The 23,867-nt window shown below is 47.4% G+C and carries 21 protein-coding genes and 1 pseudogene; 8 read left to right on the plus strand and 14 right to left on the minus strand.

Going from position 1 to position 23,867, the window contains the following annotated elements:
- Positions 1 to 221 precede the first annotated feature (221 nt).
- Positions 222 to 1,013 carry an imidazole glycerol phosphate synthase subunit HisF gene (gene hisF / locus QUA07_RS07550; RefSeq protein ID WP_333323798.1) on the plus strand — a complete coding sequence of 264 codons (792 nt, stop codon included), beginning with the start codon at positions 222 to 224 and terminating at the stop codon, positions 1,011 to 1,013.
- A 438-nt stretch (positions 1,014 to 1,451) separates the two neighbouring features.
- Complete coding sequence (locus QUA07_RS07555; protein ID WP_333323799.1) at positions 1,452 to 1,793, plus strand: low temperature-induced protein; 342 nt, start codon at positions 1,452 to 1,454, stop codon at positions 1,791 to 1,793.
- 260 nt (positions 1,794 to 2,053) lie between these two features.
- Here the strand turns inward: QUA07_RS07555 and QUA07_RS07560 are convergent, their stop codons facing one another.
- Positions 2,054 to 3,070, minus strand: coding sequence for a sulfate/molybdate ABC transporter ATP-binding protein (locus QUA07_RS07560; protein ID WP_333084131.1), 1,017 nt, complete (start codon positions 3,068 to 3,070; stop codon positions 2,054 to 2,056).
- Between the two features lie 433 nt (positions 3,071 to 3,503).
- Between QUA07_RS07560 and argC the strand changes: the two genes are divergently transcribed.
- Positions 3,504 to 4,562 carry an N-acetyl-gamma-glutamyl-phosphate reductase gene (gene argC / locus QUA07_RS07565; protein WP_333084129.1) on the plus strand — a complete coding sequence of 353 codons (1,059 nt, stop codon included), beginning with the start codon at positions 3,504 to 3,506 and terminating at the stop codon, positions 4,560 to 4,562.
- A 161-nt stretch (positions 4,563 to 4,723) separates the two neighbouring features.
- Here the strand turns inward: argC and eno are convergent, their stop codons facing one another.
- On the minus strand, positions 4,724 to 6,004 hold the full coding sequence (gene eno, locus QUA07_RS07570; protein WP_445305875.1) for a phosphopyruvate hydratase: 1,281 nt from the start codon (positions 6,002 to 6,004) through the stop codon (positions 4,724 to 4,726).
- Positions 6,005 to 6,306: 302 nt separating this feature from the next.
- Between eno and QUA07_RS07575 the strand changes: the two genes are divergently transcribed.
- Positions 6,307 to 7,212, plus strand: coding sequence for a calcium-binding protein (locus QUA07_RS07575; protein ID WP_333323800.1), 906 nt, complete (start codon positions 6,307 to 6,309; stop codon positions 7,210 to 7,212).
- Positions 7,213 to 7,501: 289 nt separating this feature from the next.
- Here the strand turns inward: QUA07_RS07575 and QUA07_RS07580 are convergent, their stop codons facing one another.
- From QUA07_RS07580 to QUA07_RS07590, 3 genes are all read right to left on the minus strand, one after another.
- Positions 7,502 to 8,152: a nucleoside triphosphate pyrophosphatase gene (locus tag QUA07_RS07580; protein WP_333323818.1), complete on the minus strand. Its 651-nt coding sequence runs from the start codon at positions 8,150 to 8,152 to the stop codon at positions 7,502 to 7,504.
- 154 nt (positions 8,153 to 8,306) lie between these two features.
- Complete coding sequence (gene psbP, locus QUA07_RS07585) at positions 8,307 to 8,846, minus strand: photosystem II reaction center PsbP (protein WP_333323801.1); 540 nt, start codon at positions 8,844 to 8,846, stop codon at positions 8,307 to 8,309.
- A gap of 143 nt (positions 8,847 to 8,989) precedes the next feature.
- Entirely contained in the window at positions 8,990 to 9,202 is a 213-nt protein-coding gene (locus QUA07_RS07590) for a high light inducible protein (protein ID WP_333084124.1), read from the minus strand.
- A 326-nt stretch (positions 9,203 to 9,528) separates the two neighbouring features.
- Here QUA07_RS07590 and QUA07_RS07595 point away from each other — a divergent pair, with 326 nt between their 5' ends.
- Complete coding sequence (locus QUA07_RS07595; protein WP_333084122.1) at positions 9,529 to 10,140, plus strand: hypothetical protein; 612 nt, start codon at positions 9,529 to 9,531, stop codon at positions 10,138 to 10,140.
- 371 nt (positions 10,141 to 10,511) lie between these two features.
- On the opposite strand, the gene larB is transcribed toward QUA07_RS07595, so the two are convergent.
- The 6 genes from larB to trmD form a co-directional block, all read right to left on the minus strand.
- Positions 10,512 to 11,315, minus strand: a complete 804-nt coding sequence (larB, locus tag QUA07_RS07600; RefSeq protein WP_333323802.1) for a nickel pincer cofactor biosynthesis protein LarB — start codon at positions 11,313 to 11,315, stop codon at positions 10,512 to 10,514.
- A gap of 35 nt (positions 11,316 to 11,350) precedes the next feature.
- Positions 11,351 to 13,111, minus strand: a complete 1,761-nt coding sequence (locus QUA07_RS07605; RefSeq protein ID WP_333323821.1) for an ABC transporter substrate-binding protein — start codon at positions 13,109 to 13,111, stop codon at positions 11,351 to 11,353.
- Between the two features lie 40 nt (positions 13,112 to 13,151).
- Positions 13,152 to 13,757 carry a PIN domain-containing protein gene (locus tag QUA07_RS07610; protein ID WP_333323803.1) on the minus strand — a complete coding sequence of 202 codons (606 nt, stop codon included), beginning with the start codon at positions 13,755 to 13,757 and terminating at the stop codon, positions 13,152 to 13,154.
- Positions 13,732 to 14,250: a hypothetical protein gene (locus QUA07_RS07615; RefSeq protein WP_333323804.1), complete on the minus strand. Its 519-nt coding sequence runs from the start codon at positions 14,248 to 14,250 to the stop codon at positions 13,732 to 13,734. The genes QUA07_RS07610 and QUA07_RS07615 overlap by 26 nt, the downstream gene beginning before the upstream one ends.
- Positions 14,251 to 14,283: 33 nt before the next feature.
- Positions 14,284 to 14,763, minus strand: a complete 480-nt coding sequence (gene ispF / locus QUA07_RS07620; RefSeq protein WP_333211506.1) for a 2-C-methyl-D-erythritol 2,4-cyclodiphosphate synthase — start codon at positions 14,761 to 14,763, stop codon at positions 14,284 to 14,286.
- A gap of 385 nt (positions 14,764 to 15,148) precedes the next feature.
- A complete protein-coding gene (gene trmD, locus QUA07_RS07625; RefSeq protein ID WP_333323805.1) occupies positions 15,149 to 15,844 on the minus strand; it encodes a tRNA (guanosine(37)-N1)-methyltransferase TrmD in 696 nt (231 codons plus the stop codon).
- Positions 15,845 to 15,952: 108 nt separating this feature from the next.
- Between trmD and QUA07_RS07630 the strand changes: the two genes are divergently transcribed.
- The 3 genes from QUA07_RS07630 to cphA all read left to right on the plus strand — a co-directional run bounded on the left by QUA07_RS07630 (position 15,953) and on the right by cphA (position 20,129).
- On the plus strand, positions 15,953 to 16,111 hold the full coding sequence (locus tag QUA07_RS07630; RefSeq protein ID WP_333084108.1) for a hypothetical protein: 159 nt from the start codon (positions 15,953 to 15,955) through the stop codon (positions 16,109 to 16,111).
- 65 nt (positions 16,112 to 16,176) lie between these two features.
- On the plus strand, positions 16,177 to 17,070 hold the full coding sequence (locus QUA07_RS07635) for a cyanophycinase (protein ID WP_015178241.1): 894 nt from the start codon (positions 16,177 to 16,179) through the stop codon (positions 17,068 to 17,070).
- A gap of 338 nt (positions 17,071 to 17,408) precedes the next feature.
- The gene (gene cphA / locus QUA07_RS07640; protein ID WP_333323806.1) at positions 17,409 to 20,129 is read left to right on the plus strand and encodes a cyanophycin synthetase; all 2,721 of its coding nucleotides are present in this window, start codon (positions 17,409 to 17,411) and stop codon (positions 20,127 to 20,129) included.
- A gap of 133 nt (positions 20,130 to 20,262) precedes the next feature.
- Here cphA and QUA07_RS07645 read toward each other — a convergent pair whose 3' ends face one another.
- The 3 genes and pseudogenes from QUA07_RS07645 to QUA07_RS07655 all read right to left on the minus strand — a co-directional run.
- Positions 20,263 to 21,735, minus strand: coding sequence for a tetratricopeptide repeat protein (locus QUA07_RS07645; protein WP_333323807.1), 1,473 nt, complete (start codon positions 21,733 to 21,735; stop codon positions 20,263 to 20,265).
- Between the two features lie 225 nt (positions 21,736 to 21,960).
- Positions 21,961 to 23,229 (minus strand): precorrin-6y C5,15-methyltransferase (decarboxylating) subunit CbiE, encoded by a 1,269-nt coding sequence (gene cbiE, locus QUA07_RS07650; RefSeq protein WP_333323808.1) that lies wholly within the window; start codon positions 23,227 to 23,229, stop codon positions 21,961 to 21,963.
- 404 nt (positions 23,230 to 23,633) lie between these two features.
- Positions 23,634 to 23,867 (minus strand): annotated as a pseudogene (locus QUA07_RS07655) (photosystem II q(b) protein); the annotation flags it as partial.

Below are 23,867 nucleotides of genomic sequence, written 5' to 3' on the forward strand. Positions count from 1 at the left end.
TCTACCCATATTCTACCTAAGGTCACGGCTCCCACTGCGAGCCAAGTTTTATTTATTCTCAGGGGGCCTAAAAAAACTGAAAAATGGCTCTCCGGCTCCGACCGAGAATTGTTAAACACAAGGTATCTTTAAGATTTGTTGCTTAACTTCTGGTTTTTGAAGATATCAACAAAGCCTTTTCCTCGCTGCGGCGGTCAATAAGTTGGAAATACGAGAATTTTATGTTATCGAAAAGAATTTTGCCTTGTTTGGATGTGAAAGCCGGTCGCGTGGTCAAAGGTGTCAATTTTGTCAACCTTAAGGATGCTGGCGATCCGGTAGAAATGGCTCAGGTATACAACGATGCGGGTGCTGACGAGTTGGTGTTTCTGGACATTACGGCGACTCACGAAGACCGGAATATTATGATCGATGTGGTGTACCGAACGGCCGATCGAGTATTTATCCCTTTGACGGTGGGCGGCGGCATCCAATCCTTAGACACAATTAAAAGTTTATTGAGGGCGGGCGCTGATAAGGTGAGTATTAATTCGGCGGCGGTGCGCGATCCGAGTTTAATTGACAAAGCCAGCGATCGATTTGGTAATCAGTGCATTGTAGTGGCGATCGACGCCCGCAAACGGCAAGACGCAGATAATCCGGGTTGGGACGTGTACGTGCGCGGAGGGCGAGAAAATACAGGCAAAGATGCGATCACTTGGGCCAAAGAAGCCGAACAGCGCGGCGCCGGCGAAATTCTGGTGACAAGCATGGACTCTGATGGCACTCAAGCCGGTTACGACTTGGAATTAACTCGCAGCATTGCCGAAATTGTGGAAATTCCCGTCATTGCTTCCGGGGGCGCCGGCAACTGCCACCACATCTACGAAGCCGTGACTGAGGGCAAAGCAGAAGCTGCACTGCTGGCTTCCCTGCTGCATTACGGGCAACTCAGTGTAGGAGAAATTAAAACTTATCTAGCAAAATGTCAAGTTCCCGTGCGACAGCAGCAGCCATTAGTTATTAGTCATTAGTCAGTGGATAGTCGGGCGCATCTCATATCTTGCAACATTTTTAACAAACCGCTCTGCGGGTTCACTCAAGCGCCCTCTCACGTTGCAAAGAGGCTAAATAAACCCGCCCCCACCCCATCCAACGATAAAACCAGTTACTGACATTGATACCGCTATGTGAGGCGCATCCGAAGGCACTTATAGAGAATTTTTTTGATTCTACACAAGTGCCTTCTACATAACTCTCTTGGGGCGATCGACGCCAGTCATCTAGAAATATTCCCTGAGAAGGATTTCAAATACCAGCTTTTTCAGCTAAATATTATATATTAGCTCAATTTGAAAGAAAGCAACGGTTGCTTTTATCAAAATTGAGTTAAAGATTGTGCAGAATATGAGTGAGCTTCAGCCTGTTAACAATCTTAGCGATCAAAACTTCTAAAAACGGAGAAATTTTGTATGTCTTTTATCAGCTTTAACTTCCCTGCCAAGCGTTTAGTCCGCACTTTAATAGCTGTTTGTTTTTGTGCCTTGATGTTTGTTTCTAATGCTTTTCCCGCTTTTGCCGTTACTAGCAGCCCCACCAAAGGTGAAGACCAACTTTTAGGGATTGAAAAAGAATCTCAAGAAGCTGTACTGAAAAAACCAATGTCCTTGGAAGAAACTCAAGAAAAAGCCAGCAAAGGACCCAACGAAGTTCAGGGAGACGCTGACATTGAAAAAATGAAAAATCCTTCCAATACACAAGCTACATCCTTTGAGCAACAAGTCAAAAAAGCTGTCAGCAAAGTTAAAGACTAACTCAGCGCGCAGTAGTCAGCGGACAGTTGTCAGTATAAAAGATTAGGGACACGGCGCGATGCCGTGTCCCTAGATTTTTTTTGTAGAGACACCGCACCGCGCCACATTCTTGAAAAGGCAGTATCCAATCTAAATTTAGCTTGAGTTTTCATAATTGCTCTTAGGAATTAGAATTAAATAACTTCCACAAGTTTGTGGGATGGGCGGGACGCCCATCCCACAATAACAATTAAAATTGTAAGTTATTTAATTCGCGATCCTTAGATGGAATAAAAAAGTGGAAAGGACTTGGCATCTTTCGGCTTTACGAACACTCTTTGCTGGGGCTGCAAGTTCAAGCTATCGAATCTTTCTCTAGTCAAATTAGCGTTTACTACTTGACCGTCATCTAAGGTCAATTCTACCTGAATTTCCCATCCCAAATGAATCAAGCGACTGATTCTTGCAGGCACTGTTGCACTATTTTCTGTAGTTTCAATTACTACGTCGTGAGGGCGCAAAAAAATCTCCGGGTTGGCTGAGTCAAAGCCGTTGTCTTGAAACATCCTCGAACTGCTGGGCAATACATTGACTGGGCCGATAAAACTCATGACAAAAGCACTCGCTGGATGGTCGTAAATTTCTGCGGGTGTTCCTACTTGTTCGATTTTACCTTTATTCATTACTGTGATGTGATCGGCAACTTCCATCGCTTCTTCTTGATCGTGCGTCACAAAGACTGTGGTAACGTGAACTTCGTCGTGCAGTCGCCGCAACCAAGCACGCAAGTCTTTGCGAACTTTGGCATCAAGAGCCCCAAAAGGTTCGTCTAGCAGTAACACTTTCGGTTCCACAGCCAGGGCTCTGGCGAGGGCCACCCGCTGTCGCTGGCCTCCTGAAAGTTGCGACGGGTATCTATCGCCCAATCCTGCCAATTGCACTAAATTCAACAACTCTTCTACCCGCGATTTGACTTTCGCGGGCGGTGTTTTCTGAATTTGCAGCCCGAAAGCGATGTTTTTTCGCACTGTCATGTGCTTGAATAGCGCGTAGTGCTGAAACACGAACCCAATTTTGCGGTCTTGGACGCTAGTATTCGTGGCATCTTGGCCTGTTAGCCAGATTTTGCCGGAGTCGGGCATTTCTAAACCGGCAATCAGCCGCAGCAGTGTAGACTTGCCGGAACCAGACGGGCCCAGCAATGCGACTAGGGAACCCGATTCAATTTCTAAGCTGACTCGATCGAGTGCTTGGAAACTGCCAAACTGTTTTGATACGTTTTCTACAACTATGCCCATAGGTAGGAAGAAGGAAGAGGGAAGAGGGAAGAGGGAAGAGGCAGGATACAGGAAGCAAGAGGCAAGAGGCAAGAGGGAAAAATGTTAATCTCCGGTTTGTGGATGGGTTAAGGTAAGTTTTTTTATAGCACGATCGCACATCAGTTTGTTAATTTTAGGGTTTTGGCGATCGGTCAGTCGATTTTAGATTTTAGATTTTAGATTTTAGATTTACTTGCAGCTTGGAATCTGGAAGATGGAACTTTGGTCTAAAACTTTCGGAGTTCCAGGGCTTTGTATGGGTTTTGGGCGGTATCAAACAGCCGAAAATCAACAAAAATGCACCTCCAAAACAAAACAACACAATTCTTTGCCACCAAAGTTGACGTTTGGTACTACAATGCAGCAAAAGTTCAAGCGTTTTTGACTTCAACGGCTGAGGGGATAAAGGAAAATGGGAGATGTTGGACGTGTGCCTGTAGGAATTATCGGCGCTTCAGGGTACGGCGGCGTGCAACTTGTGCGACTGCTGGCGGACCACCCGGCGGCTGAAGTAGTTTATTTGGGCGGGGATAGCAGTGCAGGAAAACCTTATTCCAGCCTTTACCCGCATCTGACTAACTGCATTGATTTGACAGTCGAGGCGATCGACCTAGACAAAATAGCAGCAAAATGCGAAGTTGTGTTTCTGTCGCTGCCGAACGGTTTAGCTTGCAAAATGGCACCGACGCTGATAGAGAAAGGCTGCAAAGTCTTGGATTTGTCGGCTGATTACAGATTTGAAAATCTGGACACTTACAAAGCTTGGTACGGCGGCGAGCGATCGGACTCTGAACTGGCTGCAACGGCTGTTTACGGTTTGCCAGAATTGTACCGCGATCGCATTAAAAACGCTCAATTAGTAGGCTGTGCCGGCTGCTACGTCACTGCTAGTTTATTAGCCCTGGCACCTTTGCTCAAACAAGGCCTCATTGTGCCAGAAACAGCTATCATCGACGCCAAATCCGGTGCTTCGGGAGGGGGCCGCAAAGCCGAAGTTAATCTCTTGTTGGCTGAAGCAGAGGGTTCTCTGGGCGCTTACGGTGTTGGCCGCCACCGCCACACGCCAGAAATCGAGCAAATTTGCAGCGATTTAGCGGGACATGATATTAAAGTTCAGTTTACTCCCCACCTAATTCCGATGGTGCGGGGAATTTTGGCGACTGTGTACGCAACTTTGCGCGATCCGGGTTTGGTGCGGGAAGATTTAATCACAATTTTTAGTGCTTTTTACCGCAATAGTCCTTGGGTAAAAGTGTTACCGGCGGGAGTTTATCCGCAAACAAAATGGGCTTGCGGCACAAATTTGTGTTACATCGGTGTGGAAGTCGATCCGCGTACTGACAGGGTGATTGTGCTATCGGCGATCGACAATTTAATTAAGGGACAAGCCGGTCAAGGCATCCAGTGCATGAACTTGATGATGGGTTGGGAAGAAACTTTGGGTTTGCCACAATTGGCTTTCTATCCTTAATTGAGGATCGGTAATATCCAGATTTAACTGGTTCCCCGGCTCTGCCTGGGAACCGATATCCAGAGGCTCTGCCTCGAAGACGCGAGGAAAATTGGAGGCAGAGCCTCCGGATCAGCGTCCCCAGGCAGAGCCGGGGAACGAAAATTTTCGATTACCAAGTGTTACTTGGGCCCGTAACCGATCGACCCAGCATAAATTGCCCGATCGCCCAATTGGTCTTCAATCCGCAATAAACGGTTATATTTGGCCACTCGTTCGCTGCGACACAAAGAACCAGTCTTGATTTGGCCGGCGCGAGTCGCTACCGCTAAATCGGCAATTGTGGTATCTTCAGTTTCACCCGAACGGTGGCTGATGACGGCTCGATAGCTGTTCCGTTTGCCGAGGTCGATTGTATCCAAAGTCTCCGTCAAAGAACCAATTTGATTCAGCTTAATCAAAATCGAATTGCTAGCTTTCAAATCAATTCCTTTTTGCAGCCGCGTGCGATTAGTAACAAACAAATCGTCACCCACCAATTGAACTTTGCTGCCCATTTTCTCAGTCAGCGCTACCCAACTGTGCCAATCGTCTTCGTGCAAACCATCTTCAATAGAAACAATCGGATATTTTCCGGCCAAACCATCCAAATAATCGATTAATTCTGCAGGCGAATGAGCCACACCGTCGTAAGTATACTGCCCATCTTTGTAAAATTCGCTAGCAGCAACATCCAAAGCCAAAGCAACTTGTTCACCCGGTTTATAGCCAGCTTTTTCAATAGCTGCAATCAACAAATCCAAAGCTGCTTGATTAGATTTCAGATTAGGCGCAAAACCGCCTTCATCACCCACACCAGTCAGCAAACCCTCAGCTTTTAAGACTTTACTCAAGGATTCAAATACCTCTGCACCCCAGCGTAAAGCTTCTTTAAAAGAAGGCGCACCCACCGGGACAATCATAAATTCTTGAATGTCCACATTATTGTTAGCGTGAGAGCCCCCGTTGATCACGTTCATCAGTGGTACGGGCAAAACGTTCGCCAAGGGCCCGCCCAAGTAGCGGTAAAGGGGGAGTCCTAAAGTCTCGGCGGCCGCCTTTGCTGTGGCTAAGGAGACTCCGAGAATGGCATTTGCGCCGAGGTTGGATTTGTTGGGGGAACCGTCCAAGTCAATCATGGTTTTGTCTACCAGCGCTTGGTCGATCGCATCTATATTAGCCAAAGCGGGGGCAATTTTGTGTTCGACGTTAGCAACGGCTTTTAGGACTCCTTTGCCGCCATAACGGGTTTTGTCATCATCGCGGAGTTCGTGGGCTTCAAAAGAGCCTGTAGACGCACCGCTGGGGACTTGGGCGATCCCCACAACGCCGTTGGCTAGGTAAACTTCAGCTTCAATGGTGGGGCGGCCACGGGAGTCGAGGATTTCTCTGGCTTGAATAGATTCGATCGCAGTGTCTAGCATATTAATTATTCCTGACTTAACTCAAGGTTTCATGACAATTAGCAGTCTCTGGGTTTTCCCACGCTGACTGCTGACGGGTAATAGATTACGCGATCCCCAGAATTATTGGTACACAGTTCAAAATATTTGCGGATTTGGACGAGCAACCTGGTGTCAATAAACTACGCTTATTGAATAAGCATCTACGGCTATTTGGACAATAATTTGATTGTTTTAACCCCAGATTCCCGCAGATTTCTTAATTGGAATCTTTGTTAAAATCAGAATGTCAACAAAGTCAATCAAAAAAGGAGAAACTTAGGATGTTAGAAACAAATCTCGGAGAAATTAGAGCATTAGCTGAAAATCCAGACTCAATTATTGCTGATCCCCCAAACATCAAATTACTCACAGGGCCATTGCCAAATCCAGGCAGCGACCCCAACTTTTTTGACTTAACTCCCAATGACGACGCATTTCAATTAGCAAACGGAATTCTGCGGAATACTCCCGGAGGCTTACAGGCTTTAGATGGTAACGATTTTGTCAGAGGTTCCGGTGGTGCGGAACTGATGAACGGTAACAGCGGCACAGATACTTTAATCGGAGGGTGTGGCAGCGATACTATTCGTGGTGGCCAAGATTTTGACATTCTGTATGGAGAATGTGGCAGCGATTTTGTCAGCGGAGATCAAGGTGATGACTACGTTTATGGAGGCACGGCCAATGACTTTATTCGCGGTGGTAAAGGGAATGATGCTTTAGTAGGAGAGAGTGGAAATGATACTCTAATCGGTGAGGCTGGAATTGATAGACTTTGGGGAAGTGAAGGCGCAGATTTGTTTGTCCTCCGCACAGAAGTGGGAGCAACTTCGGGAGAGATTGGTTCGCTTCAACCGTCTCCTAGCGGCAATTTTGATGTAGATGAAGTGCCTGCAGATTTTATTCTCGATTACAATCCGGCTGAAGGTGATGTAATTGGATTGGCGGGTGGATTGACGCGAAATGATATTGTTTTGAGCGAAAGGTTTTTAACAATTGGTGATGCCAGAGATTATGACAGCAGCGGGCCTTTTCCTCCGGGAATTCCTCGAACGGCTGATTTTAGAATTTTAAATACTAAGGCGACGGTGATTCGGGAAGCTAGCAGTGGCAATATCTTGGCTTTGGTGAAGGATGTTTCGCCGGATCAAATTCAGTTTATCTCTGTATCGGAGGCGACGCTCTAGGTTAATTCAAATCGGTACATATTGCTGCTAAGGAATGAGAATTAAATAACTTCCAGAAGTTTGTGGGATGGGCGTCCCGCCCGTCCAAAAAAGACGGGCGGGACGCCCATCCCACAATAACAATTAAAATTGTAAGTTATTTAATTCGCCATCCTAAGAAGCAGAACACGGACGGGCGGGACGCCGATTCCACAACACCAAGGCTATCAATCCTCGTTCCCAGGCTCTGCCTGAGAACGAATATAAGCGAGGCTCTGCCTCCCGATTCCTGACATGAATTTAACAATATTTAAGATTGCCAGAAATCTGCCACATCATATCCCATTTCGGTGAGCATTTGCCGCAGCACAGGTAAGCTCAAACCAATCACATTTGTGTGGCATCCTTCGATTTGTTCTACAAACAAACCGCCTTTACCTTCGAGTGCAAAACAGCCTGCACAGGCGAGGGGCTCTCCGGTAGCGACGTAAGCCACTATTTGGCGCGAGGTAACTTCCGCAAAATGAACTTTTGTAACTTGACAGCGAATGATCGATCGCGACCTAGCCTCACCAAAGTCATCGAATCTAGTATCAATTAAAGCATGACCCGTATAGAGTTCGCCCACCTTACCGCGCATTTTCTGCCAGCGCGAGATTGCTTCTTCCCCATCCTTGGGTTTGCCGTGAATTTCGCCATCTATGACCAAAATTGAATCACATCCCAACACCAAACACGCTTTAGGATTGGAGATTTGGGGGTGAGAATTAGCCAGTAAAAACTTAGCTACAGCCTCAGCTTTTCCCTCTGCTAAAACCTGCACTAAATTAGTGGCATCTTTCATTTGTATTTGTCCTTCATCAAAGTCGCTGGGGCAAATCACAGCTTGAATTCCGGCATTTTCTAGCAGGCGGCGGCGCGCTGGAGAAGCTGAAGCTAATACAAAAGTTGGAATTTTCATCATTTAAGAAGTTCAGTTGACAGTTGACAGTTGACAGTTGACAGTTGTCAGTTAACTGTGGTGAGGTTTCCAGCGAACAGTCAAAAGTCAACAGCGAACAGTCAACAGTCAACAGTCAACAATGCCCAATGCCCAATACTCAATTCCCAATTCCCTAATAAACAGAGAAAGATTTAACGACTTTCTTAAAAGCTTCTTTTACCTTGGGCCAGCGTTCTTCGGTAGTGGAAACGTTAAGCGTAAAAAGTTTGCCGCGGCTGACGGCTACACTCGCTAAGTTGTGGCGTTCTTGGTTTGGCAACTTAACGGCATATTCTAAAATGTAATAGTTTTTCGATCGCGATTCACGAGCTTCTGCATTGACTAATTCAGCTTCGCGGCCGGAATCAATCGGGGCGATCGCACTTTTGCTGAGCTTGTATCCCACATCCGTCGGTGTTCCCAAATCCGCGAGAGTTTTGTCCTTGGCGACTGGACTAATTACCACGCTGACGTTCTCGGTTTGCTGAATCAAATCGCGGAACACCACATCGGGCCCGTTAGAAACCGCGATCGGCAGCCAGCCGTTAGGATAGAGAAATTGATAGCCATCGCCAGTATCAACGTAGCTTTTGAGTCCGGTGACTTTAGACACACAACCGGTCAAGGTGAGGCTTAGAACAACCAGAAGTATTGCCGCAATTCGTTTGAGCATTCTTTTTACGGGTAGGGTAAAACAAAAATATTTAATTTTAATTGTCTCACCAAACTTTGATCCTAAAAATAGTTAGGCTATGGATCGCTGTTTGTGTACCGCCCGCGATCCATAGCCATATAGTTTAATTGTTAACAAAGTCATTAAAGCTGAGTCAGCCAGCTAATCAGCCCGTGCTTGGTCGAAACTTCTAAAGCCAAGAGAGAAACAAAGCCAATCATGGCAAGGCGGCCGTTTAAGCGTTCTGCGTAGGGGGTAAAGCCGGTGCGGGGTTCGTCATCGATGTATACTGTCGGCTCGATCGCAAAATTGTTCATTTTGCCTTGGTCGTCCAGCATTAAGCCTCGGTTACTCATCTTTTTTTTCCTAAATGGTTTTTAGTGTACTGTAAATAAATGTAACAGACTTGTGAAGATATGTAAAGGATTGTGAGAAATTTTTTTTAAAGACCTCGCTCTGACACCAGTAAATAAAAAAAACGCAACTGTAGGCAAGCTCTAAACCTTTATATAGTCAGTCTTTCCCCAATCTAAAATCTAAAATCTAAAATCTAAAATGGTATGACTGTGGGTAGACTCTGGGCCCCGGAGGGGGGAGGATAGAGTGGAGAGGCACAAAAGTCGATGGTGTATGGCAAATCCAGTCTGGGTTTGACGAAAATTGTGGAACGGAGGAAAAATTTATGCGGGCCAGTCTGGAAATGCGGTGGTTTTATAGCGGTGCACTGCCAAAATCAATCAATCAATGGTTTGGAAGCGAGAGTCTCGGCGGGTATCTTTCGCCTCCTGAAGAGCGGGAAGACATATATTTGCTAGTACCAAGCTGCGACTACTTGGGAGTGAAGCTGCGTGGGAAAACCTTGGAGGTAAAGTGGCGTCAGGGAGAGTTGGGGACGATGCAGTTCGGCAACCGCTGGGAAGGCAAAGCCGAAAAGTGGCTGAAGTGGGTTTGTGCCGACACGATGGCGCCGATACCGGCGGATATTTTGGCGACAGGAAAGTGGGTGGCAGTCAAGAAAAAGCGAGCGCAGCGTCTTTATCAAGTATCGACCCCTGGTTCCCTGATGTCTGTGCCTGTGGAAGCCCCAATTCCCCAAGGTTGCACCGTGGAACTTACTCAGTTGAACATTAATGGCAGCGCGTGGTGGAGTTTGGGATTTGAAGCGTTTGGTAGCGAAAGTTGTTTGACAGAAAGCCTGCAAACAGTAGCTACTTGGACTAGCAAGAGTTATCAGGCGCAAAAGTTAAAAGCTGAGGATTCTTCTGCTTATCCGATTTGGCTAGGCAGCAAGTAATATCAAATCCGGCTTGAATAATACCTCCTGTATTTTTTAGTCCTCCTCTGCTGGAACGAGAGACAAGTTGAGACGCGGTTTCAACCGCCGAGTCTGGCCGTCCGGGACGCAACTGGCATATATAGTAAGGTGCTCTACTACCGGAAATCTTCAATAATATTTCAATAACGGAGTCTGACGCACCTGAGATGTTGCACCATTTTCAATTAGGTTTTTTATGGGCGGGCTCTTCGGCCCACCCCACAAGAAAACTCACTCTTTGTGGAACAGGCCCGAAAGCCTGTTAAGCGAGAATGGTGCAAGAGGCACCCTAAAAATCGATCGTCCTGTGACAGTTGGCCTTAGTCTTATCTGATAGAGGGGGTTTCTAACTATTCCCCCTCTATCAGATTCTCCCCCTCTCCTCTTCTTCCCACTCTGCCAGCACTTCTGAGAATTTGACAAGCCAAAATCGCCGCGCCAAATCCATTATCAATATTCACCACACCCACACCAGCCGCACAAGAATTGAGCATAGTTAAAAGAGGAGCAATCCCGCCAAAACTCGCGCCGTAACCTACACTCGTCGGCACAGCAATCACCGGACAATCTGCCAAACCCGCAACCACACTCGCCAAAGCGCCTTCCATACCCGCCACCGCAATCAACACATCAGCATCAGCAATCACGTGCCGATTGCTCAGCAAGCGGTGAATGCCGGCAACTCCGACATCCCACAAACGTCGCACCTGAAAACCGCAAAGTTCCGCAGTAATTGCCGCCTCTTCCGCTACAGGTAAATCTGCCGTTCCCGCACTGATAATAGTCACAGTACCCGGATGCTGCGGAGTTGGGGAATTAGCAGAAATTGCACAAATTCGAGCCTTTGGGTAGTAGCACAAATCGGGTATTTTTTGTTGCAATTGCTCGAAAACTTCCGGTTCAATTCGCGTCGCCATCACCGCAGAATTTCGCCCGCGCATCGCCTCGATAATTTCAACAATTTGGTCTGGCGTTTTCCCCGGGCCCCAGATTACTTCAGGAAAACCCGTTCTTAGAGTGCGGTGATGGTCAATTTTGGCAAAATCGCCGACTTGTTCAAAGTCAAAATGCTTTAATTTATCCAAAGCTGCGATCGGGCTAATATCGCCGGCAGCCACCGATTCGAGTAAATTCTGTAAAATTTTAGGTTCCATTAATTAATGACTGAGTAATGACTGCTAACTGCTGACTATTCTGTTATTTTCAACTCGTACAAATTCCAGAAAGCACCGCCGAGGGCACTGTAGCGAATTCCCGAAACGCGATCGCGCACCGCCTCAAAAGTCAGCGGATTTACCATATAAACAAAAGGAACTTGTTCCGCTATAATCCGCTGCGTTTCTCCATAAAGCTCCTTGCGCTTCGCCTCATCAAGCTCCTGGGAAGCCTTCACATAAAGGTCATCGATTTTCTGCTCCCAGTCGTACACTTCCCAACCTTTAATCGGGGGTTCTCCGAATTGCGGGCCCTGGTTGAAACTGTGCAAAGTGCCATTGACTGACCAAATATTGTAGCCGCTGTGCGGTTCAGTACCTCCCGTAAAACCGCCGAGGTAAGTATCCCAATTTCGCGTCAATCGCAGCTTTTCCACATAAGTGTTAAAACTCAGGAACTGCGTATCAATTTGCATCCCCAGTTTGCCCAAGTCTTGCTTAATTTGCGTTCCCATTTGTTCCCGAACTTTTTTACCTGCCGCCATCAACAAAGTAAATCGTACCTTGTTGCCTTCAGCATCCAACAATTCGCCGTTAGAATTGTACTTGAAGCCAGCACTTAACAGCAACTCTTTGGCTTTTTCCAGATCGTAACTGTAAGTTTTCAATCCCTGTTCTGGGGACAGGTAGAACGGGCTTTGCGCCGGAATTGGGGAATGCAGCGGCGCGCCAAGTCCGCGATAGATATTGTTAGTCATCGCCTCGCGATTGATGCCATAGGCGATCGCCTGCCGAAATTCCTTACTCGCGAACCAGCGAGACTTAACCGGGTCTACAAACGGCTGATTTTGAGCATTGCGCCCCTTATTCAGATTGAAACACATAAAAACGCTACCAGTATCCGGCCCGCCGTTGAAGACCGTATATTGGCCGCGTTTTTCCTCCCGTTTCAGCAGCGGAAACACTTCCGGCTCCACGTTCAGAGTATCCAAATCGCCCGATCGAAAATTCAGCAGTTGATTATCAGTATTTTCGATAATTTGCCAAACAATTTGCTGGATGTAAGGTTGAGGATTTCCCTCAGCATCTTTGCGCCAATAATACGGATTTCGTTCCAAAACAACGCGCTGATTGGGAGTATAGCTCAGCATTCGGTATTGACCATTCCCCACAATTTTTTTAGGGTCAGTATCCGTGCCCCAAGTAGTCAAGAATTTAGGCTTGCCATCTGCATCTGTATTATCGATAGATTCCTGTAAAATATGAGCTGGTAAAATTGGGATTCCCCCAGCATATCTAATAAAAGGAGCAAAGGGTTCTGCAACGGAAAATTCTACGCGGCGACTGTCGAGTTTTTTGAGTTTTGGAAATTGACCGCTGATGCCAACCCTCAGAATATCTTTCAAACCGCTAGGAATTTTGTCATTGAAATAAATCTTTTCATAGCTGAAGATAATGTCATCAGTAGTCAGAGGTTGGCCGTCCGACCATTTCAAGCCCTCTCGCAGGGTGAAGACAATCTTTTTGCCATCTTTAGAAACTTCCCAGGACTCGGCTAAACCAGGTTCTAACTCCGATGTCAAGCCATTTTCGTTGATCAATCCCTCGTACATATAGCCAAAAACGCTGTATGCAGATTGATTTAGCGGGTAGTTAAAGGTAGCTGGGCCGCTGGGGGTGGGAACGATGAGCCTGTTTACTAAGTTCGATCGGGCTGGAGTGCACGCAGACAGAGTTATAGTGGCAATTGCAGCCAGTAAAATTACGAACCAGCGCAGTCTTGAATATAGGATCATAGAAATTTTCATAATTTTTTAGTTTACCACTTGCGTGCGACTATGACTGAGATTGTAGCCAACCGAGAAAGTCTTCAGTGCGCGAAAAGTACTTGGTTATCCCTACTTCCCGCAAAGCATCTCGAACTTTGGGCAGACCAAATTCTTTTGTATTATTACTCAAAAATACCTTGACTTCATTAGGATGTAAGTGTGCGTGACGCAAAATGCAGTGCAGAATCAAATTGTCTGTCGGGTCTTCTTCAATAAAAATTGAATTCAAACTTGCTTGAAGTATGCCTGCTGTTAAGGGAATCATTTCTATCTTTGTGGCTAACAAATCAAGAGCTGCAAAAAGACGTGCATTAATATCATTTATCAGAGCCTCATTTTCAGTGAGTGATTGCTCTAAGTGGAAGACAAGAGACTGGGCAGAGGGTGAAGTTTTATCTCGCTTTAGCTGACTAATTTGTTTTTCCATTTCACCTAAAAAACGGTTGCGTCGCTTGATTTCGTCTTCTAAAGCCGACAGTGATTCCATGCAGCAAAAACTTGGTATGGCTATGCTGACTGATGTCGGTACACTCACCAACAAGTTGTTAGCGTCAGGGTCGCGTCCCGTAGCAATGCTCATCAGAAAGTTAGTCTCGATATATAAAATTGCCACCAATTTCTACCCCAGATTTTGTCGTCCCACCTGCTAGCAGTGGCAGCAAGCCGATTTTTGCTATCTGTTCTGATGCGGTTGGAATCTCAGACTTCCAATTATAAGCTAAGTCGCGCAGCCATGCTTCAACCAGTCTAGTTAGATATCGCTTAAATATCCGTTTGTTGCCAAATTCTGGCTCATAATGGCGAAGGATATCAGCAGTGTCTAGAGAGCACACAGGTTCAGATAAATTTACTCCGTCCCATTTGAAAATCAGAATCAGTTCGGTGTCAACAAACATCGCATAGGGAATGATGGTGCGTTGCTCGGACATTTTCGCTAACGCAGCTTTCATCCAAGATATCATGTCATAAGCAATCCTCTGCTTTGCTGCTGTTTCTTGAGCTTCAATAATTTTGACTTCGATTAGCACGACTACCCGATCGTCCTTATCCAATGCGATAATATCTGCGTCTATGGGTAACTCTAAATCCAAGGTTTCAGTTTGCATGGTTTTGGCCTTCCTAAAACGTAGATTAAAGTTCTATTTTAGCACTAACAAAACTACAGCATAGGCTGCAATTCCTTCTTCTCTTCCCACCGGCCCTAATTTTTCGTTGGTAGTAGCTTTGATGCCGATTTGGTCGGGTTTTAATTGTAGGACAGTAGAAAGCCGATCGCGCATTTGCTCAATATGCGGTTTCAGCTTTGGACGTTCTGCCACTACCACCGAATCAATATTGCCGATTTCCCAGCCTTTATCTAATATTAACTGATTCACTTGTGCCAACAGTACGAGACTATCAGCACCTTTCCATTTCGGGTCAGTTGGCGGGAAATAAAGACCGATATCTCCTAAGCTCAGAGCTCCGAGCATGGCATCCATGATAGCGTGAGTAAGTACGTCGGCGTCGCTGTGTCCTAATAAGCCTAATTCGTGGGGAATATTGACACCGCCTAGGATGAGAGGGCGATCGGGAACTAAGCAGTGAATGTCGTAGCCATTGCCGATGCGGATGTTCATGTAAAAGGAAGGTTTGGTAAGTATAGTAGAAGACAATTATTTCATATTTTTAGGGAGATAAGTGAATTTATTTTTTAATGCCGATCCGAGTGTTAAATATTTTTTTTTGCTAATTTCCTCAGCAGCTATGGCAATCCTAAAGCTGCTGGAGGGGGGAGAGAAGGGTTAATGCTGGAAACGCTAGAAAATTATCGGGGACTTCTCGATCGCTCTCCTGAACTCAAAGACTTACAAACGCGAATCCAAAATTTATTAGGCTCTTAAATATACGGGATTTACGCATCAAGACCAAAGAAACCGGGTTTTTTACCGAATCTGTGGACTACAACGAAGTATTACCGCAAAAAACCCGGTTTCTGACCACTCGTGCGATCGCCCTTTACTCCTATTCTTCCCTCTCCTGCAACCACCGATCGTACAAATCCAGCCGGCGCGATCGAGTTCTTTCAATTTGCTGTTGCTTGCGCCAGCGAGCAATTTCTGCGTGATTACCAGACAGCAACACATCGGGCACCTTCAATCCCCGAAAATCCGCCGGTCGAGTGTACTGCGGATAATCCAAAAGTCCGTCCTCAAAACTCTCAAACTTTAGGGAATCTTCCTTGGCCACAGTTCCCCGCAGCAATCGCAAAACCCCATTAATCAAAGCCAAAGCCGGAATTTCGCCCCCCGTGAGCACGAAATCCCCCAAAGACACCTCGCGAGTCACCAAATGCAGGACTCGATCGTCCACACCCTCATAATGACCGCAAATCAAGACCAACTGATCGCGATCGACTGCAAACTCTCGAAACATCGCTTGCTGCATCGGTTCCCCCTGGGGAGTCAGCAAAATCACCTCTCGCCGTGGCAAAACCGGCAGCGACTCCACCGCAGCAAAAATCGGTTCCGGTTTCATCAGCATCCCCACTCCGCCCCCGTAAGGCTCATCATCGACTCGCTGGTGTTTGTCTGTGGTAAAATCGCGGGGATTGACAAAATTCACCTCAGCAATCTTTTTAGCTAAGGCTTTGCCCATCAGTCCCGACTCTAGGGGAGCCCGGAAAAATTCTGGAAATAGGGTAACAACGTCAAATCGCACAATTATTGGAATTTCATTGATACATCACCTCTAGTTTGACCTTTAGATGGAGTTCAGTTTTCAGTAATTGCTTTATTCTTTATAATTTCTTATAATTTCTGAAAATTTTTGCAAGTTAAATTCTCTTCCTTTGTCGGCGGGCCCGTTTTGTACAACAATAATCAGTTTTTCATGACAGCGACTGCAAGTAAACTCACCGCCAAACAACTGCGGGATCGCACGATCGGCGATCGCACCTCCCTCGCACCAACAAATATTTATTCTTAAAAAGCCCTATTCTACGCACAGCCACGGCAAAATTGAATTTCACATCCAACAGAGGAAGACACACCATGCAGCAGTTGACATCTCAAGCCCTTGAACACAATATTCCCCAGCGCACAAAAACCTCGATTATGGTCATCGGGGGAGCCGAAGACAAAGTTCACGGGCGAGAGATTTTGAACACCTTTTTTTGCCGTGCTGGGGGTGCAAACGCTCGGCTGGCGATCGTTCCGTGCGCTTCGCGAGATCCCGAAGGAATTAGCAACCGCTACCGTACAATATTTGACGAAATGGGCGTTAGCGCCGTCAAAGTAGTGGACATCCGCGAACGCGAACAAGGCGAAAACCCCGTCTGGAAAGATTACTTAGAAGACTGTACGGGCGTATTCATCACAGGAGGCGACCAACTGCGGCTTTGTGGACTGCTGGCGGACACCCCGCTGATGGAGAAAATTCGCAAAGAAACTCTCGAAGGCAAGATTACCCTCGCTGGCACCAGCGCAGGTGCTGCGGTGATGGGATATCACATGATTGCAGGCGGTGGGAGTGGCGCGTCACCGAACCGCTCTTTAGTAGACATGGCAAACGGACTTAACATTATTCCTGAGATCATCGTCGATCAGCATTTTCACAACCGCAACCGCATGGCTCGCTTGCTGTCGGCTGTGGCTTGCCATCCCGATCGCATCGCTATTGGTATTGACGAAGACACCTGCGCCTTGTTTGAGGGAGACGATACTATGAAAATTCTCGGTAAAGGCACTGTGACTATTGTTGATTCTAGGGAAAATTTTTATACCAATGAGTCTATGGTAGGAGCGACAGAACCCTTAAGTCTGTTCAATATGCGCTTGCACGTTCTATGTCACGGAGATTGCTACAATATGCCCCTCGGCAAACCAATGCCATCAGGAGCCTGTTCCGAGTCTGGCTGGCCCCCCGAATGCCGCACAGCCAACTAACGTAGAACATCTCTTGTCATTGATTCGGCAGAAATTAGGCGGCATTCCGGCCGAATCATGGATACAACCATAGAATAGATTCCGAACCAGCCACGGGCTGAGCCGAGAAGGCAGAATCACAGAAAATTCTAACTTCGGGCTTTGAGTTTTTGCTAGCCATTGGCCTGTACTTGTTTTTAGCCAATCGCAGGGGCATGAATTTTCAATTGGGTAGCCCATAACTGGAAATTCACTCCCAAACTGTTCGCAGCGAACAGTCGATCGAGCAATCTAGATCGAAATTGAATAAATGCTCCAATTATCTATAAGATTTCGCGCCCCATACCCCTCTAACTGCCATGAAAATACTTAAAATCCAGACCTTACGCGGCCCCAACTACTGGAGCATCCGACGCCAGAAACTCGTCCTGATGCGTCTGGATTTAGAGGAGTGGGCAGATAAAAAGACATCGGAAATTCCTGGCTTCTATGAAGGGTTGATCGCTGCACTTCCGAGTTTGAACGACCATCACTGTTCTCCAGGCCATCAGGGAGGATTCCTGCAACGGGTCAGAGAAGGCACAATGATGGGACACGTAATCGAACACGTCGCCCTAGAACTTCAGCAAATGGCAGGAATGCCGGTCGGGTTCGGCCGTACCCGCGAGACTGCGACCCCAGGTATTTACCAAGTAGTAATTGAGTATCAAAACGAACAAGCCGGTCGCTATGCAGCCCGGGCGGGCGTGCGGATGTGCCAAAGCATTGCCGAGACAGGCACTTATCCAGCAGCAGAATTAGTCCAAGATTTGAGAGACCTGAGAGAGTTTGCTGCTTCGGCGGCCCTGGGGCCGAGCACGGAAACACTGATTAAGGAAGCAGAAGCGCGTGGCATTCCTTGGATACCTTTGAGCGCCCGGTTTATGATTCAACTCGGCTACGGGGTTCACCAAAAGCGGATTCAGGCAACTCTGAGCAACCGGACGGGAGTTTTGGGGGTAGAACTTGCCTGTGACAAGGAAGGTACCAAAAATATCCTAGCCAGCGCCGGTGTACCGGTTCCCAGAGGAACGGTGATTCATTATTTGGATGAACTGCGCGGGGCGATCGAAGATGTCGGCGGTTATCCGATCGTCCTCAAACCCCTAGACGGCAACCACGGCCGCGGCATTACGATCGACATCAATTCCTGGGAAGCAGCAGAAGAAGCCTACGACTTAGCCAGCGCCGCATCAAAAACAAAAAGCGTCATTGTCGAGCGCTATTACGTCGGCCGTGACCACAGAGTATTGGTAGTTAACGGGCAAGTGATAGCAGTCGCAGAACGAGTCCCCGCTAACGTCGTGGGCGACGGCAAGTCTACAGTAGAACAGCTTATTGAAGAAGTAAACCGCGACCCGCAGCGAGGAGACGGACACGACAACGTGCTCACCCGGATCACGATCGACAAATTGTCCCTGGATTTGCTGCAAAAACAAGGATACGCAATGGACTCCGTAGTGCCCGTCGGCGAAAGAGTATTTTTGCGGGCGACAGCAAACTTGAGTACCGGTGGCATTGCAGTCGATCGCACCGACGAAATCCACCCAGAAAACGTCTGGCTGTTTTCCAGAGTCGCCAAAATTATCGGTTTGGACATCGCCGGCATTGACGTAGTAACTCCCGACATCTCCCAACCCCTGCGCGATGTCAACGGCGTCATCGTCGAAGTCAACGCAGCACCGGGTTTCAGAATGCACGTCGCCCCAAGTCAAGGTTTACCCCGCAACGTCGCCGGCGCCGTCTTCGATATGCTTTTCCCCTCGCCTCAACCCAGCCGGGTGCCGATTTTAGCGGTAACGGGAACCAACGGCAAAACGACAACCACTCGCCTGCTTGCCCACATTGTCAAACAGACCGGTCAGATTACCGGCTACACGACTACCGACGGCACTTACATCGGCGACTATTTGGTCGAAAGCGGAGACAATACCGGGCCGCAGAGTGCTCAATTGATTTTGTCTGATCCAACGGTAGAAGTGGCGGTGCTGGAAACGGCTAGAGGCGGAATTTTGCGATCGGGCCTCGGCTTCGACCAGTGCGATGTTGGCGTCGTCTTGAACGTCGCAGCCGATCACTTGGGAATTGGCGACATCGACACCGTTGAACAACTGGCCAAACTCAAGAGCGTTCTCGTCGAGTCGGTAATGCCCAAAGGCTATGCAGTGTTAAATGCAGATGACCCGCTGGTATCACAAATGGCGCAGCGTGTCAAGGCTCAAATTGCATATTTCTCCATGAACCCGGACAACGAACTGGTTGCCAAACATACCGCTGCGGGCGGGCTGGCAGCGATTTACGAAAATGGCTATTTGTCGATCTTGAAAGGCGATTGGACGCTGAGAATTGAGCAGGCTGTGAACGTGCCGCTGACGATGGGCGGGCGCGCGCCGTTTATGATTGCCAATGCTTTAGCAGCTTGTTTGGCTGCTTTTGCCCAAGGAGTGAAAATAGAAGATATTCGATCGGCTTTGTCAACCTTCCAAGCATCCGTCGGTCAAACTCCCGGAAGGATGAACTTGTTTAATTTGGGCAGCTATCACGCTTTACTCGACTACGCCCACAACCCCCACAGCTACAAAGCTTTGGGCAGTTTCGTGCTGAATTGGCAGGGACAACGGATCGGGGTAGTAGGTGCCCCTGGAGACCGACGAGATGAAGATTTTGTCACGCTGGGTAAACTTTCGGCCGAGATGTTCGATCGTATTATTGTCAAGGAAGATATTGACAGGCGCGGGCGAGAACCCGGTGTTGTGGCCAAGTTAATTTGCCAGGGAATTGCCGAGGCGATTTCTGCAGGAACCGCAAACAAATCTAACGTTGAATACGAGTTGATTCTCGACGAAACAACGGCCGTTAACAAGGCTTTAGATGAGGCCGCGGTAGGCAGTTTGGTAGTGATTTTACCTGAAGGTGTCAACAAAGCTTTGAGTTTAATTGAAGCCCGGAAACCGATTAAGGAATCTGTGGAAGTTCAAAATGGTTTAGATCGATCGAAGTCACAGGAAAGTTTAAAACCGACTGTGGTGAATCAAGGCTAAACTCTTAAGTCTCATTTAATTAATAGGTTGGGTTGAACTTTTAGGACACCCAACCTATTTTTATATAAATTCTCAGTTAAATGAGGTACGCCCGCTAATTGGTAATATATCGGTGCGTACCTATAATAAATAGTTAGACTTCAAGCTCTTTCTGAAGTTCTCTAATTGCATTTTGTGCATCTCTGTATGAATCGGTATTTCCCTGTTGCTGATACAACTCAGAGGCTTTCTGAAAATCATTTATTGCTCCCTGTATATCTCGCTGTTGGTTCCGGACAAGAGCCCGATTGTAGTAAGCATCAGCATCGTTAGGATCGAGGCGGATAGCTTCGTTGAAATCGGCTAGTGCACCTTGTTTATCTCCCAGTTCATCGCGGAGCAGAGCCCGATTGAAGTAAGCATAAGTATACTTAGGATTGAGGCTAAGAGCTTCGTTGTAGTCGGCGATCGCACCCTCTATATCTCCCTGGTTATAGCGGAAATCACCCCGATTGTAGTAAGCATCAGCATACTTAGGAGCTAGGCGAATAGCTTCGTTGTAGTCGGCAATTGCACCTTGTATATCTCCCTGTTGTAAGCGAATAAAACCGCGATAGTTGTAAGCCTTAGCATCATTAGGGTCGAGGCGAATAAACTCGTTAAAATCGGCTATGGCACCCTGTATATCTCCCTCGTCATAGCGGAAATAACCCCGATTTCCGTAAGCTTTACCATAGCTAGGATTGAGGCGAATAGCTTCGTTGTAGTCGGTGATTGCACCATGTTTATCTCCCTGTTGTGAGCGAACAAAACCGCGATTGCTGTAAGCTTCAGGATCGTTAGGAGCGAGGCGAATAGCTTCGTTGTAGTCGGTGATTGCACCCTGTATATCTCCCTGTTGCGCTCGCACAAAACCGCGATAGTTGTAAGCCTTAGCCTCGTTAGGATTGAGGCGAATAGCTTCGTTGAAATCTGCTAGTGCACCCTCTATATCTCCCTGCTGTGAGCGAACAAAAGCGCGATTGTAGTAAGCATCCGCAGCGTTAGGATCGAGGCGAATAGCTTCGTTGAAATCTGCTAGTGCACCTTGTTTATCTCCCAGTTCATCGCGGAGCAGAGCCCGATTGAAGTAAGCATAAGTATACTTAGGATTGAGGCGAATAGCTTCGTTGTAATCGGTGATCGCTCCCTGTATATCTCCCTGGTCATAGCGGGCAATACCCCGATTGTAGTAAGCATCAGCATCGTTAGGATCGAGGCGGATAGCTTCGTTGTAATCGGCTAGTGCACCTTGTTTATCTCCCAGTTCATCGCGGAGCAGAGCCCGATTGTGATAAGCATTAGCATGGTTAGGATCGAGGCGAATAGCTTCGTTGTAATCGGCGATCGCACCCTCTCTATCTCCCTGCTCATAGCGGACAGCACCCCGACCGTTGTACGCTTCAGCATCGTTAGGATTGAGGCGAATAGCTTCATTGAAATCGATTTCTCCTGACGGATTGCACTCATTTCTCTCACTTTCTTCCACTTGTTGTGCTGACAACTGCGCGACAGCAAATTCAGCAGGTTGCACGCTCGCAATTGTTGCCGCGATTAGCGCTGGTGGCAGTCGGTAATAAAAACTCATTTTTTAACCTCTCATGAGCTTTGAGATTTGAGCTCTTAGATTTGAGATTTGACATTTGAGAGGGCTCCCTCTGAATATTTTACTTTAATCGGACTCAAGCCAAGTATCATACTCAAATCAACTCGTAGGCTGCGTCAGGCGGAGTGAGAAAGCGATTATTATTAAGGGTTGAGGCATCTGGCGCACATTACTCTATTTTAGATGGCTCTCTCGGAATATTTTACTTTAGCTTTTAACTGCCGCCCACTGAGTTACGGGTGCAAGCGGCTTCCAACCCTGAAAAGAGCCGATCGCCCCTACTCGCTGAATCCCAATTCTAATGAGTTCCCCACCATAACGATCGTGCCATTGCAAAACTTTAAACTCGCTCTCAACTGTCACCGCATTAACAACTAATCGGCCGGCTTCACCTAAAGCATTCCAGCAAGTTTCCAGCACAGATTCTGCGGTGACACCGCCGCCGATGAAAATAGCATTCGGTTGAGGCAAATTTGTCAGGGCTTCCGGCGCTTCTCCCGCAACGATTTCGAGTTCGGGAACGCCGAAAGTCGAGGCATTTTCAGCGATGTATTGCAATCGAGTCGGATCGCGTTCGATCGCGATCGCCCTGCACCGAGGATGACTCCGCATCCATTCGATCGCGATCGAGCCGCAGCCCGCGCCCACATCCCACAGCAACTCACCCGGAATCGGTGCTAACGTTGACAGAGTAACGGCTCTAACCTCCCGCTTGGTAAGTTGTCCGTCGTGGCGATAAGCAGCATCCGGCAAACCCGCAGTTCGGGGGAGGATAAGAGTTTGTCGATCGGCTGCAACTGCGATCGCGATCGTGTTCAAATCCGCCAAATCCGATTCATTCCAGGCTGCTGCTACCCCCTCGATCCGCCGTTCCGAGTTCCCTCCCATCCGCTCGAACACGGTCATCAAACTGCTGCCAAACCCCCGCTGCGTCAACAATTGTGCCACCTTTCCCGGCGTGTGTCTGTCAGCGCTCAACACCAGCAAGCGCGCGCCGGGAGACAAAGCAAGGGCGAGCGATGCGAGCGGGCGATTTGTCAAACTGAAAGTCTCAACTTGGGCCAGCGGCCAACCCAAACGGGCGCAAGCAAGACTAAAAGCCGATACCGACGGAATCACAGTCATTTCCGAAATGGGAATGTGGCGCGACAGCGTGACGCCGATGCCGTGACACATCGGATCGCCGCTGGCTAGCACGCAGACAGACTGTCCCCGGCGGCGGATGATTTGATCGACTGTTGTTTGTAGCGGCGAAGCCCAAAGCAATTGTTCGCGGGTGTCGTCGGTTGGTAGCATTGCGAGGTGACGGGCACCACCGACAACGACTTGAGATCGAGAGAGGAGAGTAGAGGCGATCGCACTCAATCCCGAAAGTCCGTCTTCGCCAATCCCCACCACCGAAAGCCATTTGTGCATTGAATCCTTACCGCTAATCTTGTTTCCGGCTGCATCGGAATACTCAAACTCAATAGTCATTAGTTATTAGTTATTAGTTATTAGTTATTAATTATTAATTATTAGTTATTAGTTATTAATCATATTATTTCCGCTAGAACAACCCGAATAAAATTGATTTATAGTGAGGAATTCATTCCTCATAATAAAACTCTGTGGGACTGAATTATTGACTACAAAATTTCTAACTGACATCTTGCACAATTCTCAATAATAGGCATCTTGCCTGTTCCACAAACAGTATATCTCTTCTTGTGAGGTCGGCATCCTGCCCGCCCGTGAAACACTTATTAATAATAGTGCAAGATGTCAGTTATAACGGTTATTTTACCCGACGAGGTATCAGAATAAAGTCTCTAAAAATTTTCCCCAAACAAAAAGCGCCCCTATTACTAGGAGCGCTTTTTGTAATCGAGGACTAAAACTTAGCCATTGATAGAAGGAGCAACCAAAGCTACAGGAGTGAATTCACTTGCAGCCAAGTCAAGCGGGAAGTTGTGAGCATTGCGCTCGTGCATTACTTCCATACCCAAGTTAGCGCGGTTGATCACATCAGCCCAAGTGTTGATGACACGACCTTGCGAGTCGATAATCGATTGGTTGAAGTTGAAACCGTTCAAGTTGAAAGCCATCGTGGAGATACCCAAAGCGGTAAACCA

It is taken from the genome of Microcoleus sp. T3_A4, assembly GCF_036700465.1.
In the GTDB taxonomy this organism is placed as follows: domain Bacteria; phylum Cyanobacteriota; class Cyanobacteriia; order Cyanobacteriales; family Microcoleaceae; genus Microcoleus.